This is a genomic window from Streptomyces sp. NPDC059169, assembly GCF_042755225.1.
Lineage (GTDB): Bacteria > Actinomycetota > Actinomycetes > Streptomycetales > Streptomycetaceae > Streptomyces.
This window is the reverse complement of sequence record NZ_JBHZCF010000008.1, coordinates 108,161-128,383: the sequence shown is the minus strand read 5'-3', so window position 1 is coordinate 128,383 and position 20,223 is coordinate 108,161. Positions and strand designations below refer to the sequence as shown.

Here is a 20,223-nt window from a genome sequence, read left to right as displayed (position 1 = left end):
ATGGCGGTGTGCTGCCGGCCGCAGGCGGCTGGAGAGGGGAGTCAGCGATCGCAGCCAGCAACGAGAGCCGACACCGCGCTACGGAGACTCACCGGCGCACGACAGTTGGACGACGGCCCACCGTCGCGGGTTCCCTCGGCGCGGAGATTCCCTGGATGCCGCGCGAAGAGCGCTGAGGGCAAGAGGGACACGTGCCCGACCGTCGTCAGCGTCCTTCCTCAACGGGCGATGGACATGCCCTGGGCGATCGCGGCGAGTACGCACCTCAGTTGCGACCACGGACATCAACGCTCCCGCCTCAGTTCTCACGGGCCGTGACGAACTCGGGGCCCGCAACGGGGTGGCCGCCAGATTCACCGTGTCTCAGCCGCACCGGTTCCGTCCCGGCGGCTTCGTGCGCGGCGTACCGATGGCCGTTCTCCGCCGGGGCGTATCGAGAGTCCGTCGAGCGCCTCGACGTCGGGCACCACGTCGTCGCACAGCAGTGCGGCTTGGGGCGACTCCGCAGCAGTCACCACGACGGGTCGGCCTACGCCTCCTCCGGATCGCCCGGTTGCCCTGGCCCCAACTGGGCGTGGCCGAGCCCTGGCCCCGGGAAGCGCAGCGTGGTTGCGGTCCCGGGAGGTCCGCGCGTCCTGCGGAGGGGGACACACCGGGGCTCTACGAGGTGACCGAATGAGCCGGCCGGTAGGGAATGCGTGCCCCATGGCGGACCCCGCGGCCGTTGATCGAGCAGGGGATGCAGTACGAGGGGACAGAGTCGACGCCGCCGCTCGGCGGCCCGTTTCACCGCCCGCGTGCGGTCCGTCGGATGCCGGGCTTACGGTGGAGGGGATCGGCAAGAGCACGTGATCGAACGCGTAGCCCGCCACACACTTGGAGGGCCGGCATGATGCATCTTCCCGCTCGTGCTGTCGTTTCCGCTATCGCGGTGGCCGCTCTGGCCGCCGCGCCCGCAGTTGCGGCCCAGCCCCCTGCGGCTCCCCCTTCACAGCTCGTATGTGACACAGGTTTCGCGGTCGTCACGATCAACAACGGGCGCGCTTTCCTCGACCTGGATTCGAAGGGCGTCGTGGTGGTCGTCCTGTCGCTCGGTCAGGCGTACGAGAAGGACGGCAAGTACATCAAGTTCAATCGCGACGGCAGGACCGTCACTTTCCGGGACGGTGGCAACGGCAAGTTCGTCACCGAGAGGTGCCGGAACGCCTGAGCGCAAGCCGTGTCGTGTCTCCGAGTTCGGGCTTCCCCTGCCCAGCTCTTCCGCGGACCGATGCCTCGACCGATACCGGCCGATGCCTCCAGGTCACGGGCCGGCGCTGCTCCGAAAGGACCTCTCCTCCTCGGGGGCTGACTGCACGCCGCCCACTCGTCGTCATTCCTCTCCCGGTGCGCCGCGCAAGGACTCCAGGTGCTCCCTCCCCGCCGCCAGCATGTCTGGCAGTTCCGCCGCGTCCGGGTACCAACGTTTCTCGTACTCCCAGCAGACCCAGCCGTCGTCGTCCACGAGGGCCAGGCACTCGGCGAGCGGCAGGACGCCGGAACCGAGCGGCAGCGGGGTCTGGTCACCTTCCGAGGCGACGTCCTTGACCTGGACGTACCCCAGGTAGGGTCCCAGGGCTGCATGAGTGGCTGCCGGCGCTTCGTGTTCGAGCCACGGGTGCAGCACGTCCCAGATCGCACCCAGGTTCTTGTGACCCACCGGCCCGAGGATGCGGGAGACCGCTGCACCCGTGCGGTGGGAGTCGTGGGTTTCCAAGAGGATGCGCACCCCCAGGTCCGCTGCCGTCTCCGCGGCGGAGCCGAGGCGGCGCGCCGCCGTGGCGTCCGCCGCCTTTGGATCCTGGTCGGCGCCGCCAGGGAAGACCCGGATGTTCGACGCTCCCACATCCCTGGCCAGGTGCAACAGTCCGGCCAACTCCCGGCGCACGGCGTCGTCGCTACCTACGCCCGCGACCCGCGCGTAGCCGGCCACGGTCAGGACCTCCACACCTGCTCGCAGGAACTCCTTCGCCGCTGCTTGTCGTTCGCGCGCGGTGATTCCCGGATGGACCGGCTCCTCCGGGTGGGCTCGAAGCTCCACCCCGTGGAACCCCGTGGCGGCAGCGAGGGCGGCCACTTCCGGCACGGACAGGCCCGGTACCCCGAGGGTCGAGAAGGCGAATTTCATCGTGGCGATCCTTCCTGCAGTGGGAGTCGCCAGTCCTGACCGACCAGGTCAGCACCGTACGACCGGTGCGGCGTCTCGGCGACGAGGGTGAACCCGGCGCGCTGGTAGATCCTGCGGGCGGCGGTCAGTACGTCATTCGTCCACAGCACCAGCTCCCGATACCCGACTTCGCGGGCGAAATTCACCACTGTTTGCACCAGCCGGTCCCCAAGGCCGTGACCGCGTGCTCCCGGGTCGACGAGCAGCAACCGCAACCGGGCCGTGGCCGGTGCCTCGTCCGCGACGCACATCACCGAACCGACCGGGCGGCCGTCCAACTCTGCTATCCACACCCGCTCGCTTCGGTGGTCGTGGTCCTGGGCGAAGTCGGCGACTATGCGCGCCACCAGCGCTTCGAAGTCCGTGTTCCACCCGTATTCAGCCGCATAGATCGCTCCATGGCGCTGGACCATCCAGCCGAGGTCCCCAGGTGCTGGATCACGCAGCACCGGACCGTCGTCATGCGCTGGTTCCCGGTCCGTCCGCGCCCCGCCCAGTATGTCGCGCACCGTCTGCATCGCATCCGTCAGACGATGCCGGTCCTCCTCGGGAATGGCTGTCACCAGCGTGCCCACCGCCGCCCGCGACCGCTCGTCCAACAGCGTCGTGGCCTGCTGGCCCCGTGCCGTGAGCGTGATGCGCTGGCGCCGCGGGTCCACGTCCGACGGACCGCGTTCCACCAGGCCGTCGCGCTCGAACTTGCCGAGGAGACGGCTCAGATAGCCGGCGTCCAGGGACAGTTCGAGACGGAGATCTGCGGCGTCCGTACGCCGGCTGTGGGCCAGCTCGTACAGGACGCGCGATTCCGTGAGCGTGTACGGCGCGTGGAGGTGCTTGCCGTAGTCGAGTGCCCCGATGAGGTTCGTGTAGAAGCGGTTGAACGCACGGATATCGTGAACGGTCACGATGCCACCCCCGGTTTCTTTGACTGAGTCAAAGATAGGTTCGGCTGGGGGCACCGACAAGGCCTGTGGATAACTCCCCACGCGCGGGATCGCGGCGCGGCACGCGCCCACTCGACCGCAGGTCACAGCTGTGCAGGCGCTCGGAAGTGCTGGGGTCCGTTCGTAGCGGGAACCCGCCGGCCGAGGAGCCGCTCGGGGCCCGATGCTCCGCCGTCGGACGCCGCCTGTACGCCCCGGCTGACCGGTGGCGAGCGTCAGCGTGTGCGGGGCGGGGCCGTCGAGGACCGCACCACCAGCTCCGCACCGATCACCGCCGTGCCTTCCGGCGGTGGAGCTTCCGCCCCCAGAGCGAGCCTTCCGGCCCGCGCCCCGGCCTCGTGCAGGGCAAGGCGCACCGTCGTCAGTGCCGGAACCGCGTCGACGGAGAACGGCAGGTCGTCGAAGCCCGCCACCGAGACGTCCTCCGGAATGCGCAGCCCCTGGTCCCGCAGTGCTGCGCAGACGCCCAGGGCCACGGTGTCGTTCGCGGCGACGATCGCCGTCAGCTCCGGGGCGCGGCGCAACAACTCCAACGCGGCCGCGTACCCCGATCGCCGGTCGTACGGGCCGTGGATCGTGAGCGGCTCCGCACCGTCCAGCGGTCCCGTCCCGTCCCGCCCGGCACCCGCGCGGCCGTCGTGCGTGTCCGGGGACGCCGCCAGTGCCGCCCGGTGCCCCTCGAGCCGGTGCCGGGTCGTCGTCCTGTCCGCCGGCCCGGCGATGTATCCGATGCGACGGTGACCCAGTGAGATCAGGTGCTCGGTGAGTCGCCGTCCGCCGCCGCGGTTGTCGAAGGCGAGCGTGGCCGTGACGCAGCCGCCTGGCACCGGCGGCCTGCCACACAGAACCACGGTCGTCCCCGCGTCGGCCAGCTTCCCGAGCTTCAGCGACATGGCTGCGACGTGGTCCGGGTCCTCCAGTGCCCCTCCCGTCAGGACGACCGCTGCCGCTCGCTGCCGCTGCAGCAGCGTGAGGTAGGTCAGTTCGCGTTCGGGTGATCCCCCGGTGTTGCAGACGACGGCGAGCTTCTCGCCTCCCGCCCGTCCGCACGCACCTTCGCCGATCGCGGTCTGTGCGGCTCCGGCCATGATCCCGAAGAAGGGGTCGGCGATGTCGTTGACGAGGATGCCGACCAGGTCGGACGTGGCTGCGGCGAGGGAGCTGGCCGGTCCGTTCAGCACGTAGTCCAGTTCGTCAACCGCACGGAGTACACGCTCGCGCGTCGTCGAGGCAACGGGGTAGTTGCCGTTGAGGACCCGGGAGACGGTGGCCGGGGACACCCGGGCGCGGGCGGCCACATCAGCGAGCGTGACTGTCATCGCTTCCCTCCGTGGGGAGATCGGGCCGTGCCCTTGTCCGGGCTGCTGGCGGCAGGCTAGCGTCATAGCATGTAGAAAGCGCTTGCCATGCTCCGGTCACCGCCGTATCGAGGAACATGGAGGCAACTTCGTGACACGCAGGACCGTGCGGATCGCCATGAACGGCGTCACGGGGCGCATGGGATACCGACAGCACCTGGTGCGTTCGCTCCTCGCCATCCGCGAACAGGGCGGACTCTCCCTCACGGACGGCAACGTCCTCTGGCCGGAGCCGATTCTCGTGGGTCGTCGAGAGCAAGCCCTGCGGGAGATCGCGAGGCGCCACGGCCTGTCGGACTGGTCCACCGACCTGGATGCGGTGCTCGCCGACCCGGCGACCGACGTCTACTTCGACTCCCAGGTCACCTCGGCCCGCGCGCCTGCCGTGACGAAGGCGATCTCGGCGGGCAAGCACGTCTACACCGAGAAGCCCACGGCAGCCGATCTGCAGAGCGCCCTCGCGCTCGTCCGGCTCGCGCGGCAGGCCGGCATCCGGCACGGCGTCGTCCAGGACAAGCTCTTCCTGCCGGGACTACTGAAACTGAAACGCCTGGTCGAAGGGGGCTTCTTCGGCCGGATCCTCTCCGTGCGCGGGGAGTTCGGCTACTGGGTCTTCGAAGGGGACTGGCAGGAAGCCCAGCGTCCCTCCTGGAACTACCGCTCTGAGGACGGGGGCGGCATCGTCGTCGACATGTTCCCCCACTGGGAGTACGTGCTCCATGAGCTCTTCGGCCGGGTGAAGACCGTCCAGGCGCACGCCGTGACCCATCTCCCCCGGCGCTGGGACGAGCACGGCAAGCCCTACGAGGCGACCGCTGATGATGCGGCGTACGCCGTGTTCCAACTGGAGGGGGGTGTCGTCGCCCAGGTCAACTCGAGCTGGGCGGTGCGGGTGAACCGTGACGAGTTGGTGGAGTTCCAGGTCGACGGGGTGCATGGTTCTGCCGTGGCGGGTCTGAGGCACTGCCGGGTGCAACACCGCAGTGCCACGCCGAAACCCGTGTGGAACCCGGACCTGGCGGCTACTGACTCTTTCCGTGACCAGTGGCAGGAAGTCCCGGACAACGCCGTCTTCGGCAACGGCTTCAAGATGCAGTGGGAATGCTTCCTGCGGCACGTCGCCCTGGGGGAGCCGTTCCGTTGGGACCTCCTCGCGGGTGCGCGGGGGGTTCAGCTCGCAGAACTCGGTTTGAAGTCGTCCGCAGAGGGGCGTCGCTTCGACGTTCCGGAGCTGGTGCCGTGACGATCCGGCTGCCGCGTGTCGACGGCACTGCGTACAGGTACGAGCCGCGCAGCGAGCCCATGGCCCGCCGTGCGGACGGCTCCCCGTTCGTCTCCCGTACGGTCTTCGCGGCGGCCCACGTCGTCGCCGATCCGTACGCGGACCCGGCGCCGGGCGGTCGGGCCGCCGTGGACTGGGACGCCACGCTCGCTTTCCGCCGCCACCTGTGGAAGCACGGGCTCGGCGTTGCCGAGGCCATGGACAGCTCCCAACGGGGCATGGGCCTCGACTGGCCGGGCGCGGCGGAGCTGATCCGGCGATCAGCTGCGGAGGCGAGGGCGGTGGGCGGACGCATCGCCTGTGGTGTGGGGACGGACCAGTTGGACGGACGGCCGGTCGGACTCGGCGTCGTGCGCGCAGCGTACGAGGAGCAACTGGCGCTCGTCGAGGACTGCGGGTCCCAGGCCGTCCTGCTGGCGTCCCGGGCACTGGTCGGCGTGGCCCGTGGGCCCGAGGACTACCTCTCGGTCTACGGGGGTCTCCTGGAGCAGGCGCGGGAGCCGGTGATCCTCCACTGGCTCGGGCCGGCGTTCGATCCCGCATTGGATGGCTACTGGGGAGGCCTCGACCTCGACGCGGCCAGCGAAACCGTGCTGCAGGTGGTCGCCGAACATCCCAGCAAGGTGGACGGAGTCAAGGTCTCCCTGCTGGACGCCCGGCGCGAGGCCGCTCTGCGCCGGCGCTTGCCCGAGGGAGTGCGCTGCTATACGGGCGACGACTTCCACTACCCCGAGCTGATCGCCGGCGACGGTACGGACCACAGCCACGCCCTGCTCGGCGTCTTCGACCCGCTGGGACCCGTGGCGGCGGAGGCCGTGCGAGTCCTCGACGAGGGGGACACAGCGGGCTTCCGTGCACTCCTCGACCCCACCGTCGTGCTGGCACGCCATCTCTTCGAGGCACCCACCCGCTTCTACAAGACGGGAGTCGTCCTCCTGGCGTGGCTCGCGGGGTACCAGTCGCACTTCGTCATGGTGGGCGGCCTGCAGTCGGCGCGCTCTCTGCCCCATCTCGCGCGGGCGTACGCCCTGGCCGACCAGCTCGGCCTCTTCCCGGATCCCCCGCTTGCCGAGGCACGGATGACGTCCCTCCTCACGGTGTACGGAGTCGTCCAGTGACCGACGCCCTGGAGTCCCCGGGCATCACCCGGTTCAGCATCAATCAGATGACCGTCGGACAGCTCACGCTGCCGCAACTCGCCGAGGCGTGTGCCGGTCTGGGCGTGTGCGGGGTCGGCCTGTGGCGCGCGCCCGTGCAGGCCTACGGCGTCGCCGCCGCAGCGGCACTCGTGCGACGGGCAGGACTCACTGTCACCACACTGTGTCGAGGCGGATTCTTCACCAGTACCGACCCCAGCGCGCACTCACGCGCACTGGACGACAACCGTGCGGCGATCGACGAGGCGGCAGTGCTGGGCACGGACACCCTCGTCCTGGTCCCCGGCGGCCTCCCGCCGGGCAGCCGGGACCTGTACGGAGCCCGGGAGCGCGTCGCGGACGCGCTCGGCCTCCTCGCCCCGTACGCACAGCAGCGTGGGGTGCGACTGGCGATCGAACCGTTGCACCCGATGTACGCGGCCGACCGCAGCGTCGTCTCCACGCTCGGCCAGGCGCTCGACCTGGCCGAGCGGTTCCCGGCGGAACAGGTGGGTGTCGCCGTGGACACCTACCACGTCTGGTGGGACGACCAAGCTCCGGAAGCGGTCGCGAGGGCCGGCGCAGACGGCAGGATCCACGCCGTCCAAATGGCTGACTGGGTAACCCCGTTGCCCGCAGGTGTGCTCAACGGACGCGGACAGCTGGGTGACGGCGCGATCGATCTGTACGCATGGCGGGAGACGCTCGACGCGGCGGGTTACACGGGTCCGATCGAGGTCGAACTCTTCAATGACGCGCTGTGGGAACGGGACGGGGTCGAGGTCCTCGCGGAGACGGTCCTGAGGTTCGTGCGCCACGTGCTCCGGCCGGCGCAGGACTCCCCCGCTCCAGTCCCGGGGAAAGGATCTCTCTCGCCGGCGTTCCGGGATCGGGGGATCCCGGAAAAATAACTGCCCGCAGTCGTGCAACCCTTTTGGGGTGAGGAGGGTCGTACGTGGCATCAGGGCTCCCGGGGAGGGATCTGGGGGGATTCGGGGAGCACTGACGGAGGGGGAGTGTGCGGGGCCCGGTCGGCTGACCGGGCCCCCTGAGCTCCGTCCCGGAGCACTCGCGGACTCCCTGCTGGCCACAGGCGCGTCACGGTGTCCGACGAGGGCGGTAGCGTCGGGCCATGTCCAATCTGGCAGTGGTCGAAGGGGTCCTGGAGCGGATCACCTACGCCAATGAGGAGAACGGGTACACCGTCGCCCGTGTCGACACCGGGCGCGGTGGCGGCGAGCTGCTCACGGTGGTCGGGTCGCTCCTCGGTGCGCAACCGGGGGAATCCCTGCGCATGGAAGGCCGTTGGGGTTCCCACCCTCAGTACGGCAAGCAGTTCAGCGTGGAGAACTACACGACAGTCCTCCCCGCCACCGTCCAGGGCATTCGCCGTTATCTCGGATCAGGGCTCATCAAGGGCATCGGACCCAAGATTGCCGAGCGCATCGTCGACCACTTCGGAGCGGAGACGCTGGACGTCATCGAGTTGCAGCCCGAGAAGCTCATCGATGTGCCTGGCCTCGGTCCGAAGCGCACGAAGATGATCGGTGCCGCCTGGGAGGAGCAGAAGGCCATCAAGGAGGTCATGGTCTTTCTCCAGGGGGTGGGCGTATCGACTTCCATCGCGGTGCGGATCTACAAGAAGTACGAGGACGCGTTGATCTCGGTCGTCAAGAACCAGCCCTACCGCCTTGCCGCGGACGTGTGGGGGATCGGGTTCCTCACGGCGGACCGGATCGCCCAGGCGGTCGGCATACCCCACGACAGCCCCGACCGGGTCAAGGCCGGTCTGCAGTACGCGCTGTCGCAGTCCACGGATCAGGGCCACTGCTTCCTGCCCGAAGAGCAGCTCATCGCGGATGCCGTGAAGCTCCTCCAGGTGGACACGGGCCTGGTCATCGACTGTCTCGCAGAGCTCGCGGCCGACGAGGAAGGCGTGGTCCGGGAGCAGGTCCCCGCGCCGGACGGAGGGGATCGGGTCACCGCGGTCTACCTCGTGCCGTTCCACCGGGCCGAGCTGTCGCTCTCCGCGCAGCTGATCCGTCTCCTGAAGGCCGGGGACGACCGCATGCCGACGTTCCAGGACGTGGACTGGGGGAAAGCCCTGGCCTGGCTGGCCGACCGTACGGGAGCCGAGTTGGCCCCCGAGCAGCAGCAGGCGGTGCGCCTGGCGCTCACCCGGAGGGTGGCCGTGCTCACCGGTGGTCCGGGTTGCGGCAAGTCCTTCACCGTGCGGTCGATCGTCGAACTGGCCCGCGCGAAGAAGGCCAAGGTGGTGCTCGCCGCACCCACGGGGCGCGCCGCCAAACGACTCGCCGAGCTCACCGGAGCCGAAGCGTCCACGGTGCACCGACTGCTCGAGCTCAAACCCGGGGGCGACGCGGCGTTCGACCGTGACCGGCCGCTGGACGCCGACCTCGTGGTGGTCGACGAAGCGTCCATGCTGGATCTGCTGCTGGCCAACAAGCTGGTGAAGGCGGTGGCACCGGGTGCCCATTTGCTCCTGGTCGGGGACGTGGACCAGCTTCCCAGCGTCGGCGCCGGTGAGGTGCTCAGCGATCTGCTCGCGGACGGCAGTCCGGTTCCCTCCGTCCGCCTGACCCGCATCTTCCGCCAGGCCCAGAAGTCCGGTGTCGTCACCAACGCCCACCGCATCAACTCCGGAGTGCAGCCGATCACCCAGGGGCTTGGCGACTTCTTCCTCTTCGTCGAGGAGGACACCGAGCAAGCGGGCCGCCTCACGGTGGACGTCGCCGCCCGCCGCATCCCCGCGCGCTTCGGGCTCGACCCCCGGCGCGACGTCCAGGTGCTGGCCCCGATGCACCGCGGCCCGGCCGGTGCCGGCACCTTGAACGGACTGCTGCAACAGGCGATCACTCCTGCTCGCCCGGAGCTGCCCGAGAAACGGCTGGGCGGCAGGGTTTTCCGGGTCGGCGACAAGGTCACCCAGATTCGCAACAACTACGAGAAGGGGAAGAACGGGGTCTTCAACGGCACCGTCGGTGTGGTGACCTCGCTCAATCCCGTCGATCAGCGGCTGACGGTGCTGACGGACGAGGACGAGGAGGTGCCCTACGACTTCGACGAGCTGGATGAGCTCGCACACGCATACGCAGTGACCATCCACCGTTCCCAGGGCAGTGAGTATCCGGCCGTGGTGATCCCTGTCACCACCGGGGCATGGATGATGCTCCAGAGGAACCTCCTCTACACGGCCATCACCCGTGCCAAGAAGCTCGTGGTGCTCGTGGGGTCCCGCAGAGCGATAGGGCAAGCGGTCCGCACCGTATCCGCAGGCAGGCGCTTTACCGCACTCGACCATCGACTGATAGGCGGAGGGTTCGTGGCAAAGATCACGTAGGGCTTTCGGAACCGGGGCGAAGGGGGCAGGATGAGCAGGTTGGCGGCACTGAGTGCCGCTAATTGGACCAATGGTCGACCCCGAGTGCACTCTCCTCAGCCAAATGGGGGATGGTAGAGACAGTCAGGGCACCTCGAAGAAGAGGCACTACGTCGGTGAGGGATGACGTGAGCGACAACTCTGTAGTACTGCGGTACGCGGACGGTGAATACACCTACCCGGTGGTCGAGAGCACCGTGGGCGACAAGGGCTTCGACATCGGGAAGCTCCGCGCGCAGACCGGTCTGGTGACCCTGGACAGCGGTTACGGCAACACGGCCGCCTATAAATCCGCGGTCACCTACCTCGACGGCGAGCAGGGCATCCTGCGCTACCGCGGCTACCCCATCGAGCAGCTGGCCGAGCGCTCCACCTTCCTGGAGGTGGCCTACCTGCTGATCAACGGTGAGCTTCCGACGGTCGACCAGCTGGCTGCCTTCAAGGGTGAGATCACCCAGCACACCCTGCTGCACGAGGACGTCAAGCGCTTCTTCGACGGCTTCCCGCGGGACGCCCATCCCATGGCGATGCTGTCCTCCGTGGTGAGCGCCCTGTCGACGTTCTACCAGGACAGTCACAATCCCTTCGACGAGAAGCAGCGCCACCTCTCCACCATCCGCCTGCTGGCCAAGCTGCCGACGATTGCGGCGTACGCCTACAAGAAGTCGATCGGGCACCCCTTCGTCTACCCGCGTAACGACCTCGCCTACGTGGAGAACTTCCTGCGGATGACCTTCTCGGTCCCTGCGCAGGAGTACGAGCTGGACCCGGTTGTCGTCGCCGCCCTCGACAAGCTGCTCATCCTCCACGCCGACCACGAGCAGAACTGCTCGACGTCCACGGTGCGCCTGGTGGGCTCGTCGCAGGCGAACATGTTCGCTTCGATCTCGGCGGGCATCTCCGCGCTGTGGGGTCCGCTGCACGGCGGCGCCAACCAGTCGGTGCTCGAGATGCTGGAAGGCATCGCAGCCGCCGGCGGTGACGTCGGCACCTTCATCCGCAAGGTGAAGAACAAGGAGGACGGCGTCCGCCTCATGGGCTTTGGGCACCGGGTCTACAAGAACTTCGACCCGCGCGCGAAGATCATCAAGGCCGCCGCCCACGATGTGTTGTCCGCGCTCGGCAAGTCCGACGAGCTGCTGGATATCGCGCTGAAGCTCGAAGAGCACGCCCTCTCCGACGACTACTTCGTCGAGCGCAAGCTCTACCCGAACGTCGACTTCTACACCGGCCTGATCTACCGGGCCATGGGCTTCCCGACCGAGATGTTCACCGTGCTCTTCGCGCTCGGTCGCCTTCCCGGCTGGATCGCCCAGTGGCACGAGATGATCAAGGAGCCGGGTTCCCGCATCGGCCGTCCGCGTCAGATCTACACCGGCGAGGTCCTGCGGGACTTCGTGCCGGTCGAGGCCCGCTGACCCGGCCGTTCCCACCGCAAAGCGAGAAGCGCCCCGCTTCCGATCCCCCCACGGGTCGGAGAGCGGGGCGCTTCCCATATCCCCGGTGCGGATTCCCCCCACGGGATCCGGCCCGGGCGTCTGCTGGTGTCCAGCAGAAGCTCTTCGCGCGGTCTGCCGGGGTACGCATCTTCGGGAGGGCCGCTCAAAGCTCCCCGGTCGTACGTGCCCCGGCCAACGCTTGCCTGGAACGTCCCCCAAGACATCCCATCGAGCGTCCCCCAAGACGCTCTGGCATCGCCCACTTAGACTCGCGAAGAGCCCGAATGGTTACCTACAAATATCTGTGATCTGGATCTCTTTGTGAAGGTCCTGTGTATCACGTGAAGGATCGCAGACGCACGCCGGTGCTGACCACGGAATGGGCGAGAAAGCCCTGGCCGACTCTGGCGATCATGTCCTCTGGGCTTTGTCGGGCCGCCATGGGGTGGGTGGGTGGGCGTGAGGCGCTCGGCGCCTCTCCAGGCTTGGGGGCGGGCTGGTAAGGGCCTCCCTGAGCGCCTCCGGCTGGGCCTGAGGCTGTCGGGCCGGCTCTGAGAGTGGCGGGACAGCTCCTGCGCTCCGCGGGTTTCAGGCCTGCCCGATCAGCTCGTATCCGGCCTCGTCGACTGCTTCGCGGACGTCGGACTCGTCCAGTGGGGCGTGGGAGATCACGGTCACCCTCCCGGTTGCCGCGACCGCCGCGACCGAAGTGACGCCCGTGAGCGCGGAAAGTTCTTCGGCGACCGCGCCCTCGCAGTGTCCGCAGGTCATGCCCCTGACTTCGTACACCGTTGTGATGCTGCCCAGCTCCGCGTCGGCTGCTCCGACCTGGCGAGAGCCGTTCGCGGAGCAGTGCGAGCCGGTGGCCTCGCCGGCTTCGGTCTTCGTTTCGGAGGTCATGTCGTTCTCCTCTTCGCGTGCGTGTCGCTTCACCAGCCGGGGAAGCCCCTGGTGGACCAGGGTGTTCCGAGGCGCCCGGGGCGCCTGGTGTCCACCCCACTGTACCCCTAGGGGGTATTAATCGGCGGGTGGGCTCGGGCTTCGTCGAACAGCGGCGACAGGTAGCGATGGAGCAGCGTCTTCACCTCCGTCTTGTAGGCCTCTCGCTCGTCGCCTTCGTGGGCGAGTACCAGCTCGAGTCCCGACTTGAACGTGCAGAACACCATGTTCGCGATGCGGTGGACGTCTCCGGATCGTGCCTGCGGGAGGAGGTCGCCGAGGATCACCTCGGTGCGTGCGAGGAGTGCCGAATGCACGGCGTCGTGTTCCTCGGCGATGCGGCCGGGGATCTCGGAGCCGTGCATGAGGACGAAGAAGGCCGGGTTTTCACAGTTGAACTCGATCAGTGGGTCGAGTGCGGCGTCCAGTAGCTCGTGGACGGGGAGGGTGGGGTCGATGGCGTCGAAGGCGGCGCCGTGGGACTCGCGCCAGCGCTGCAGGAGCTGGCCACCCAGCTCGACGGCGATGGCTTCCTTGTTCGGGAAGAACTGGTACAGCGTGCCGGGCGAGACGCCTGCCTCGCGAGCGATGGCGTTCGTGGAGGACGCGGTGTAGCCGCTGCGGCAGAAGACGCTCGCGGCGGCTTCCAGGAGCTGGGTGATGCGCCGCTCGCCGCGAGCCTGGCGTCGGCGAGGCTGTGCGGGTTCGGGCTGTGCCGTGGCGTCGTGTGCCCGTGGCATAACAATCACCAATCCCCAGCTTCCAAGGCTCGATTGACAAACGCGAGCGGTCGCTCGCATTCTTGTGGAACGCGAGCGATGACTCGTGTTTGCCAGTCTATGGCAATCGACGACCCGTGCTGCCGTCCGCGCGGCCGTGGTCTCGGTGAAGGGGACACCGCACCATGCCCGATGTCAACGATGAGCAGCGCCTCGGCGGCTGGACCCGGTTCGTCACGGCTCGGCCTCGCCTGGCGCTCCTACTCGCCATGGTGGTCACGGCACTGGCCGTCCTAGCCGGCAGCGGGGTGGGGGACCGCATGGCCAGCGGTGGCTGGGAGGATCCCGAATCCCAGTCGACGTACGCCACCAAGGCGTTGGACCGTGAGTTCCCAGCAGCACGGCCGAACCTGCTGCTCCTGGTCGACAGCGGCTCGGCCACGGTCGATGCCCCGGCCGTGACTGCCGAGGCCGCCCGGCTGGCCGCGCGGCTCGCCGACGAGCGGGGCATCACGGGGGTCGTTTCCTACTGGCAGGCGAAGTCACCTGCGCTGCGCTCCGCGGATGGCCATGAGGCACTGATTGCGGCCCGGATCGAGGGCGACGAGAAGACGGCGGGCGAGACGCTCGAGCGTCTCGCCCCCGAGTACCGGGGTGCGCGCGGTCCGGTCGAGGTCTCCCTCGGAGGCCCCGTCGCGGTCAGGCACGAGCTGCAGACGATCATTCAGGACGACCTGATGCGCGCGGAGGTGATCGCGCTTCCGGTGACACTGGTGCTGTTGGTGCTGGTCTTCGGCAGCGCCGTCGCGGCACTGCTCCCGCTCGGCATCGGTGTCGTCGCCATCCTCGGAACGAACGCCGTATTGCGCGGCTTGACCGAGTTCACCGATGTCTCGGTTTTCGCACAGAACCTCACGACGGCCCTCGGCCTCGGGCTCGCCATCGACTACGCCTTGTTCATCGTGCGCCGCTTCCGGGAAGAGCTGGCCGGCGGCGCACCCACGCGAGAGGCAGTGGGGACTACCCTGCGCACCGCCGGCCGGACGGTCCTGTTCTCCGCACTGACGGTGGCCGTTTCGCTGGCTGCGATGCTGGTCTTTCCGCAGTACTTCCTCCGGTCGTTCGCCTACGCCGGGATAGCAGTGGTTCTTCTGGCCGCTGCGGCTGCGCTCATCCTGCTCCCCGCTGCCCTGATGCTGCTGGGGGACCGGGTGAACGCGCTCGACCTGCGTCGCCTGCTGCGCCGCGGCCGCAGGGAGCGGTCCGTCGCGGCCTCCGGTTCGTCTGCGTCGCCCGATTCCCGGTCTGTCGGTGCCACGGACGAAGGAGCGAGCTGGGGGAGAGTGGTTGCGCTGGTGATGCGCAAGGCGCCTCTCTTCGTCGTGGCGACCACCACGGGCCTGGTCCTGCTCGGGCTCCCTTTCGCGGGCGTGAAGTTCGGGTCTGCGGACGACCGTCAGCTGCCCTCGACCGCGGAGTCGCACGTGGTTCAGCAGCATCTGCGGGAGGGCTTCCCGGGTAGCCCCGGTGGCACCCTCGACGTCTTCGCCGAGGGTGCGGCCACCCGAGCGCAGTACGCCGAGTACCGGCAGTGCATAGCCGCGCTGCCCGGAGTGCTGAGGGTCGACGCCCCCCTCGTCTCGGGTCGGCATGCAGCCTTCACGGTGTTGCCCGCGGGCGAGGCGATGGGTCAGCAGGCGCAGCAGCTCGTCAGCCGGCTCCGTGCGGAGCCCGCGCCGTTCAAGACCTCGGTCTCGGGCGCCGCGGCCGTACTCGTCGACTCCAAGGCCGCGATCGGCGATCGGCTGCCATGGGCCGCGGGAATCATCGCTGTCGTCACGCTGCTGCTCGTGTTCCTGCTCACGGGAAGCGTGTTGATACCGCTGCAGGCGATCGTGCTCAACGGTCTCAGTCTCACGGCGATGTTCGGTGCGGTGGTCTGGATCTTCCAGGAAGGTCATTTTTCCGGCCTGCTCGACTTCACCCCGACCGGGGACATCGAGACCACGCTTCCCGTGCTCATGTTCTGCGTGGCGTTCGGTCTCTCGATGGACTACGGAGTGTTCCTGCTCTCCCGTGTCAAGGAGGAGCACGATCGCACGGGTGACCATGAGCAGGCGGTGGCCCACGGCTTGCGGCGCACCGGTGGGCTGATCACTGCCGCGGCCGTCATCCTCGCGGTGGTCATGGTGGCGATCGGCACGTCGAGGGTGACCAACACCAAGATGCTCGGGCTCGGCATCGCCCTCGCCGTGCTGATGGACGCCATGGTGGTCCGTAGCTTGCTGGTTCCCTCGGTGATGAAACTGACGGGACGGGCGACCTGGTGGGCACCGGCGCCACTACAGGCTTTCCACGCGAGGTTCGGCCTGAGTGAGGGAGGGATACCGGCACCCGCTCCCGATGATCAGGATGCCGAAGGGGACGAGCTGGTACGACCCGTTCCAGGCAAAGCCGGGCGTGATCGTGACGAGGCCGTGGTGGGTCGATAGCTGCAGACTGCCCGGAGCAGGTCAAAGCAGTGTCGACGAAGGCCGTGATGTCCGGGTGGTTGGGTGAGGTGTCCATGTGCAGCCGCCGTGCTGGCCGCCGACTCAGCCGTGTGGGCGTCCTCGACGCTGGGGTGAACCCGACGCCCCTTCACACGCCGCCGACTCGGCCGTGCGGCGCCCTTGGCGGACGGCCCATTCGCGGGCGAGGATGGACATGATCGTGGCGTCGATCCATCCGCCCTCATGGCGCAGCACCTCACGTTCCGTGCCCTCCGCGACGAATCCGGCCTTCTCGTAGGCGCGCCGGGCACGGGGATTGAAGTCGAACACCCCCAAGGAGACCCGGTTCAAGCCGAGTTGGTCGAAGGCATAGCCGACGATCAGCCGGGTGGCCTCGGTGCCGAGCCCGCGGTTACGGCCGCCCGGGCCGATCAGCGTGCGGAAGGAACAGCTGAGGTTGCGCCGGTCCCACTCGTAGAGCACGACCTCGCCCACGAGTGCGCCGGTGGACCGGTCCACAACTCCGAGGTCGAGGCGATCCTCTTGGTCGCCACGGGTGCCGTACCAGGAGCGAAGCTGCTCCTCGGGCAGGGGCGCGTCCCCTGCGGAACCGGTGAAGAGGAGTACCTCCGGATCCTGGAGGATCGCCGCCATCGTCGCCGTGTCCGCCTCGGTGAAGGGGCGCAGGACGACTCTCTCGCCGGTGAGGGTGGGTTTGACGGAGAAATCGGCCGTTCGTCGCTCGTTCACCGGGTGATTCTCGGAAGGGAGGTGTCCGGGAGACAACCGGTTTTCGTCCGAGCCGCACCGCGCGGAGCGCACACCGGTGGGGGCGGCCACTGCTCCGCCCCATTGCCCGCACAGCGGGACTGCCTACTCCCTACGGGACCGGTTGCCGGGGCGGTTGGCCACCCATACCCGGACGGTGTCGGCGTACCAGTAGGGCTTGCCGGACTCCACGTGGTCGGGTGGGGGAAGGAGACCGTGCTTGCGGTAGGAGCGGACCGTGTCCGGCTGCACCCGGATGTGCGCGGCGATCTCCTTGTAGGACCAGAGCTTTCTGTCCGTCATCTGTGGGCACCTCCCTGCGTGCGCCGCAGCAGAGGCAGGGGAGCCGTCGGGGGACTGCGGCGGGGACGCTGGCGATCACTGAGCCTGTGCACGTGGAAACGATCCGGAGTGATCCGGGGGAGGGTCTGTCGAAGGACTGTGACAGAAGGAGGGCGTAGCCGAGACATGTGTGACAAAGGGACGACAGCCGGTGTGGAGGAGGGTCGGGCGACCGGGCAGGTGTCCCCGTGCCGGGCCGTGAGGTGCCGCGCCTGCTCGGTCACGGCACGGTCAAGCTCCGCAGGAGCGCAGGAATCGGCGCGTGCGTTGAGCGATGGGGAAGGGCTTCTCAGGAGGACACGGGTACATGTCCTGCTCGACGATGGCGAAGAGTTCGGCGTCGAGCTTCTGCGCTGCCGCCAGCACCGGCTCCAGGGCGGGGATGCCCACGGGCGGCTCGCACATCACCCCGCGCGCCACCGCCGGACCGAACGGCACCTCCTGCGCGACCACTTCGGCGAGGATGTCCGGATCCACCTGCTTGAGGTGCAGATAGCCGATGCGCTCGCCGTACGTCTCGATCAGTTTGACGCTGTCGCCGCCGCAGTAGGCGTAGTGCCCCGTGTCCAGACAGAGCGAGACCAGCCCCGGATCTGTCGCGTCGAGGAACCGGCTGACGTTCTCCTCGGTGTCGATGTGCGTGTCGGCGTGCGGATGGACGACGATCCTGAGCCCGAATCGATCTCCCACCTCGCGGCCGAGTCGCTCCGTCAAGGAGGTGAGCTGCCGCCACTGGTCCGCAGTGAGCGTGCGGTCCTCCAGCACCTCGCCGGTCTTGTCGTCGCGCCAGAAGGATGGAATGACGACGAGGTGGTCCGCGCCCATCGCGCGGGTCAGCGCGGCGACGTCGGAGACGTGCGACCAGGTCTTCTCCCACACGGACGGGCCGTGGTGCAGTCCGGTGAAGACCGTTCCGGCGGAGACCTTGAGGCCACGTGCCGTGGTCTCCTCGGTGAGCTTGGCGGGATCGGTGGGGAGATAACCGTACGGGCCGAGTTCGATCCACTCGTAGCCCGCCTGAGCGACTTCGTCGAGGAAACGCTGCCAGGGGACCTGGTGCGGGTCGTCGGGGAACCACACGCCCCAGGAGTCCGGGGCCGATCCGATGCGGATGCGGCTGAGAGACGGTACGGAGGAGGTCATGGCGGCCAGCTTCTCGGCCGCCGGAGAAAGGTGTCAAGCTTTCGTCCGAATGTAAGGACAAAATGTTGACAGCTTTCGGGAGGGCGGGTTAGACCAGGGAGCAGCCAGGCGCGGAACCGAAGGGACACGCATGCCTCAGCCGTACGACGTGATCACGATGGGCCGGATCGGGGTGGACCTCTACCCCCTGCAGACCGGCGTGCCGCTCGCACGTGTCGAGACGTTCGGGAAGTTCCTCGGAGGCTCCGCCACGAACGTGGCGGTCGCGGCGGCCCGACTCGGCCGCCGGGCCGCTGTCGTCACGCGTACCGGTCAGGACGCTTTCGGGGAGTATCTCCACGAGGCTTTGCGCGAGTTCCGGGTGGACGACCGCTGGGTGACCCCGGTGCCAGGGCTGTTGACACCGGTGACGTTCTGTGAGGTCTTCCCGCCGGACGACTTCCCGCTGTACTTCTACCGGCTTCCCAAGGCACCCGACCTCGAACTGCGTGCCGAGGAACTGGACCTCGACGCCATCAGTACGGCGCGCGTTTTCTGGATGACCGGCACCGGCCTGTGCGCGGAGCCCAGCAGGACGGCGACCCTTGCCGCACTGGAGCACCGGGCGAAGGCCGGGACCACGGTCTTCGACCTGGACTGGCGCCCGATGTTCTGGGCGAAACCGGGCGAGGCGAAGCCGTACTACGAACGGGCCCTCGCATGCGCCACCGTCGCGGTCGGGAACGTAGCGGAGTGCGCGGTCGCGACGGGTGAGCGTGAGCCGTACGCCGCAGCGCGGGCCCTACTGGACGCCGGCGTCGAGTTGGCCGTGGTCAAGCAGGGACCCGAGGGAGTCCTCGCCGTCCACCGGGACGGTGGGAGAGTCGTAGTCCCCCCAGTGGAGGTCGACGTGGTCAATGGACTGGGAGCGGGTGATGCATTCGGCGGGGCGATGGTGCACGGACTGCTGGCGAGATGGGAGTTGGAGCGGGTGATGCGGTACGCCAATGCCGCCGGAGCGATCGTCGCCTCCCGCCTCGCCTGTTCCTCGGCGATGCCCTACGCGACCGAGGTGGACGCCCTCCTCGACGGTCGTGACCCCGGACCGGGTCCGGGCTTCGGCGGAGCCGCAGGCAGCGGCCCCTCCACGACCGCCGGTGCACCGGGAGCTGCGTCGTGACCCGCGTCGACGTGGCCGACCTCGTGAGGATCAGGGCGCACCGCCCCGAGGCCGTTTCCGAGGCCGCCTCCCGCCGGAAGCGGCGCCCGCTCCTCGGGAACAGCGACAGGTTGATGATCATTGCGGCGGACCACCCGGCCCGTGGCGCCCTCGCGGTCGGCGACCAACAGTTCGCCATGGCCAACCGTCTCGGCCTGCTCGAACGACTCTGCACCGCACTCGACCGCCCCGGCGTCGACGGCGTGCTCGCCACCGCCGACATCCTGGAGGACCTCCTCCTCCTCGGTGCCCTCGACGGCAAGGTCGTGATGGGTTCGATGAACCGGGGAGGGCTCGCCGGTGCCGCCTTCGAACTGGACGACCGCTTCACGGCATACCGTGCGGAAGACCTCGCCCGACTCGGCTTCGACGCCGGCAAGCTCCTGCTGCGCATCGACTACGACGATCCCGGTTCCCTGGCCACGTTGCACTCCACTGCCCGCGCCATCGACGAAATGGCTGCCTGTCGGCTGCCGGTGTTCGTCGAGCCGTTCATCTCCCGCCGCGACGACGGGCGGGTACGAAACGACCTGTCCGCCGCGGCGGTCACCCGCTCCATCGCCATCGCCTCCGGACTGGCGGGTACCTCGGCGTACACCTGGCTCAAGGTTCCGGTCACCGAGGACCCGGACGACATGGCGCGTGTGATGGAGACCTCGACACTGCCGGCCGTCCTGCTCGGCGGGGATGTGGAGGGCTCTGCCGATGGGCAGGAGCGGGCCTACGAGAAATGGCGCGGAGCACTGCAACTGCCGACCGTCCGCGGCCTCGTGGTGGGGCGCTCACTGCTCTATCCGGCAGACGGTGACGTTGCGGGAGCGGTCGACACGGCCGTAGGACTGTTCTGACCGGACGGA

Annotated in this window: 17 protein-coding genes; 9 read left to right on the top strand and 8 right to left on the bottom strand. The window is 68.6% G+C overall.

Annotated elements, in window-relative coordinates; all coding sequences use genetic code 11:
• Nucleotides 1–889: 889 nt before the first annotated feature.
• Complete coding sequence (locus ACFXOM_RS16985) at nt 890–1,210, top strand: hypothetical protein (RefSeq protein WP_384945413.1); 321 nt, start codon at nt 890–892, stop codon at nt 1,208–1,210.
• Between the two features lie 162 nt (nt 1,211–1,372).
• Here the strand turns inward: ACFXOM_RS16985 and ACFXOM_RS16980 are convergent, their stop codons facing one another.
• From ACFXOM_RS16980 to ACFXOM_RS16970, 3 genes are all read right to left on the bottom strand, one after another.
• On the bottom strand, nt 1,373–2,167 hold the full coding sequence (locus tag ACFXOM_RS16980) for a sugar phosphate isomerase/epimerase family protein (protein WP_384931507.1): 795 nt from the start codon (nt 2,165–2,167) through the stop codon (nt 1,373–1,375).
• Nucleotides 2,164–3,111: a GNAT family N-acetyltransferase gene (locus ACFXOM_RS16975; RefSeq protein ID WP_385038326.1), complete on the bottom strand. Its 948-nt coding sequence runs from the start codon at nt 3,109–3,111 to the stop codon at nt 2,164–2,166. The genes ACFXOM_RS16980 and ACFXOM_RS16975 overlap by 4 nt, the downstream gene beginning before the upstream one ends.
• Before the next feature lie 254 nt (nt 3,112–3,365).
• Nucleotides 3,366–4,469, bottom strand: a complete 1,104-nt coding sequence (locus tag ACFXOM_RS16970) for a LacI family DNA-binding transcriptional regulator (RefSeq protein ID WP_384931511.1) — start codon at nt 4,467–4,469, stop codon at nt 3,366–3,368.
• 130 nt (nt 4,470–4,599) lie between these two features.
• On the opposite strand from ACFXOM_RS16970, the gene ACFXOM_RS16965 reads away from it, so the two are divergent.
• The 5 genes from ACFXOM_RS16965 (at nt 4,600) to ACFXOM_RS16945 (ending at nt 11,744) form a co-directional block, all read left to right on the top strand.
• Nucleotides 4,600–5,751, top strand: coding sequence for a Gfo/Idh/MocA family protein (locus ACFXOM_RS16965; RefSeq protein WP_385038324.1), 1,152 nt, complete (start codon nt 4,600–4,602; stop codon nt 5,749–5,751).
• Complete coding sequence (locus ACFXOM_RS16960) at nt 5,748–6,908, top strand: dihydrodipicolinate synthase family protein (protein ID WP_385038321.1); 1,161 nt, start codon at nt 5,748–5,750, stop codon at nt 6,906–6,908. The genes ACFXOM_RS16965 and ACFXOM_RS16960 overlap by 4 nt, the downstream gene beginning before the upstream one ends.
• A gap of 47 nt (nt 6,909–6,955) precedes the next feature.
• Nucleotides 6,956–7,837, top strand: coding sequence for a sugar phosphate isomerase/epimerase family protein (locus ACFXOM_RS16955; RefSeq protein WP_384931570.1), 882 nt, complete (start codon nt 6,956–6,958; stop codon nt 7,835–7,837).
• A gap of 221 nt (nt 7,838–8,058) precedes the next feature.
• Nucleotides 8,059–10,287, top strand: a complete 2,229-nt coding sequence (locus tag ACFXOM_RS16950; protein ID WP_385038318.1) for an ATP-dependent RecD-like DNA helicase — start codon at nt 8,059–8,061, stop codon at nt 10,285–10,287.
• 167 nt (nt 10,288–10,454) lie between these two features.
• Nucleotides 10,455–11,744 carry a citrate synthase gene (locus ACFXOM_RS16945; protein WP_384931523.1) on the top strand — a complete coding sequence of 430 codons (1,290 nt, stop codon included), beginning with the start codon at nt 10,455–10,457 and terminating at the stop codon, nt 11,742–11,744.
• Between the two features lie 609 nt (nt 11,745–12,353).
• Here ACFXOM_RS16945 and ACFXOM_RS16940 read toward each other — a convergent pair.
• Nucleotides 12,354–12,665 carry a heavy-metal-associated domain-containing protein gene (locus ACFXOM_RS16940; protein ID WP_384931526.1) on the bottom strand — a complete coding sequence of 104 codons (312 nt, stop codon included), beginning with the start codon at nt 12,663–12,665 and terminating at the stop codon, nt 12,354–12,356.
• A 107-nt stretch (nt 12,666–12,772) separates the two neighbouring features.
• Complete coding sequence (locus ACFXOM_RS16935; protein ID WP_384931529.1) at nt 12,773–13,444, bottom strand: TetR/AcrR family transcriptional regulator; 672 nt, start codon at nt 13,442–13,444, stop codon at nt 12,773–12,775.
• Nucleotides 13,445–13,608: 164 nt separating this feature from the next.
• On the opposite strand from ACFXOM_RS16935, the gene ACFXOM_RS16930 reads away from it, so the two are divergent.
• Nucleotides 13,609–15,915, top strand: coding sequence for an MMPL family transporter (locus ACFXOM_RS16930; protein WP_385038316.1), 2,307 nt, complete (start codon nt 13,609–13,611; stop codon nt 15,913–15,915).
• 102 nt (nt 15,916–16,017) lie between these two features.
• On the opposite strand, the gene ACFXOM_RS16925 is transcribed toward ACFXOM_RS16930, so the two are convergent.
• The 3 genes from ACFXOM_RS16925 to ACFXOM_RS16915 form a co-directional block, all read right to left on the bottom strand.
• A complete protein-coding gene (locus tag ACFXOM_RS16925; protein WP_385038314.1) occupies nt 16,018–16,665 on the bottom strand; it encodes a GNAT family N-acetyltransferase in 648 nt (215 codons plus the stop codon).
• Between the two features lie 123 nt (nt 16,666–16,788).
• Complete coding sequence (locus ACFXOM_RS16920; RefSeq protein WP_384931538.1) at nt 16,789–16,986, bottom strand: helix-turn-helix transcriptional regulator; 198 nt, start codon at nt 16,984–16,986, stop codon at nt 16,789–16,791.
• Between the two features lie 270 nt (nt 16,987–17,256).
• Nucleotides 17,257–18,168, bottom strand: coding sequence for a sugar phosphate isomerase/epimerase family protein (locus ACFXOM_RS16915; RefSeq protein WP_384945418.1), 912 nt, complete (start codon nt 18,166–18,168; stop codon nt 17,257–17,259).
• A 130-nt stretch (nt 18,169–18,298) separates the two neighbouring features.
• Here ACFXOM_RS16915 and iolC point away from each other — a divergent pair, with 130 nt between their 5' ends.
• Together iolC and ACFXOM_RS16905 are read left to right on the top strand one after the other, a co-directional pair.
• The gene (iolC, locus tag ACFXOM_RS16910) at nt 18,299–19,327 is read left to right on the top strand and encodes a 5-dehydro-2-deoxygluconokinase (RefSeq protein WP_384931543.1); all 1,029 of its coding nucleotides are present in this window, start codon (nt 18,299–18,301) and stop codon (nt 19,325–19,327) included.
• The gene (locus tag ACFXOM_RS16905) at nt 19,324–20,214 is read left to right on the top strand and encodes a deoxyribose-phosphate aldolase (protein WP_384931546.1); all 891 of its coding nucleotides are present in this window, start codon (nt 19,324–19,326) and stop codon (nt 20,212–20,214) included. Before iolC ends, ACFXOM_RS16905 begins: the two co-directional genes overlap by 4 nt.
• The last annotated feature ends 9 nt before the right edge of the window (nt 20,215–20,223 follow it).

Bases quoted from the DNA above. Each gene is read 5' to 3' on its own strand.
- ACFXOM_RS16985 (WP_384945413.1), top strand. From the start codon at position 890: ATGATGCATCTTCCCGCTCGTGCTGTCGTTTCCGCTATCGCGGTGGCC.
- ACFXOM_RS16980 (WP_384931507.1), bottom strand. From the start codon at position 2,167: ATGAAATTCGCCTTCTCGACCCTCGGGGTACCGGGCCTGTCCGTGCCG.
- ACFXOM_RS16970 (WP_384931511.1), bottom strand. From the start codon at position 4,469: ATGACAGTCACGCTCGCTGATGTGGCCGCCCGCGCCCGGGTGTCCCCG.
- ACFXOM_RS16955 (WP_384931570.1), top strand. From the start codon at position 6,956: ATGACCGTCGGACAGCTCACGCTGCCGCAACTCGCCGAGGCGTGTGCC.
- ACFXOM_RS16950 (WP_385038318.1), top strand. From the start codon at position 8,059: ATGTCCAATCTGGCAGTGGTCGAAGGGGTCCTGGAGCGGATCACCTAC.
- ACFXOM_RS16940 (WP_384931526.1), bottom strand. From the start codon at position 12,665: ATGACCTCCGAAACGAAGACCGAAGCCGGCGAGGCCACCGGCTCGCAC.
- ACFXOM_RS16935 (WP_384931529.1), bottom strand. From the start codon at position 13,444: ATGCCACGGGCACACGACGCCACGGCACAGCCCGAACCCGCACAGCCT.
- ACFXOM_RS16930 (WP_385038316.1), top strand. From the start codon at position 13,609: ATGCCCGATGTCAACGATGAGCAGCGCCTCGGCGGCTGGACCCGGTTC.
- ACFXOM_RS16920 (WP_384931538.1), bottom strand. From the start codon at position 16,986: ATGACGGACAGAAAGCTCTGGTCCTACAAGGAGATCGCCGCGCACATC.
- ACFXOM_RS16915 (WP_384945418.1), bottom strand. From the start codon at position 18,168: ATGACCTCCTCCGTACCGTCTCTCAGCCGCATCCGCATCGGATCGGCC.
- iolC (WP_384931543.1), top strand. From the start codon at position 18,299: ATGCCTCAGCCGTACGACGTGATCACGATGGGCCGGATCGGGGTGGAC.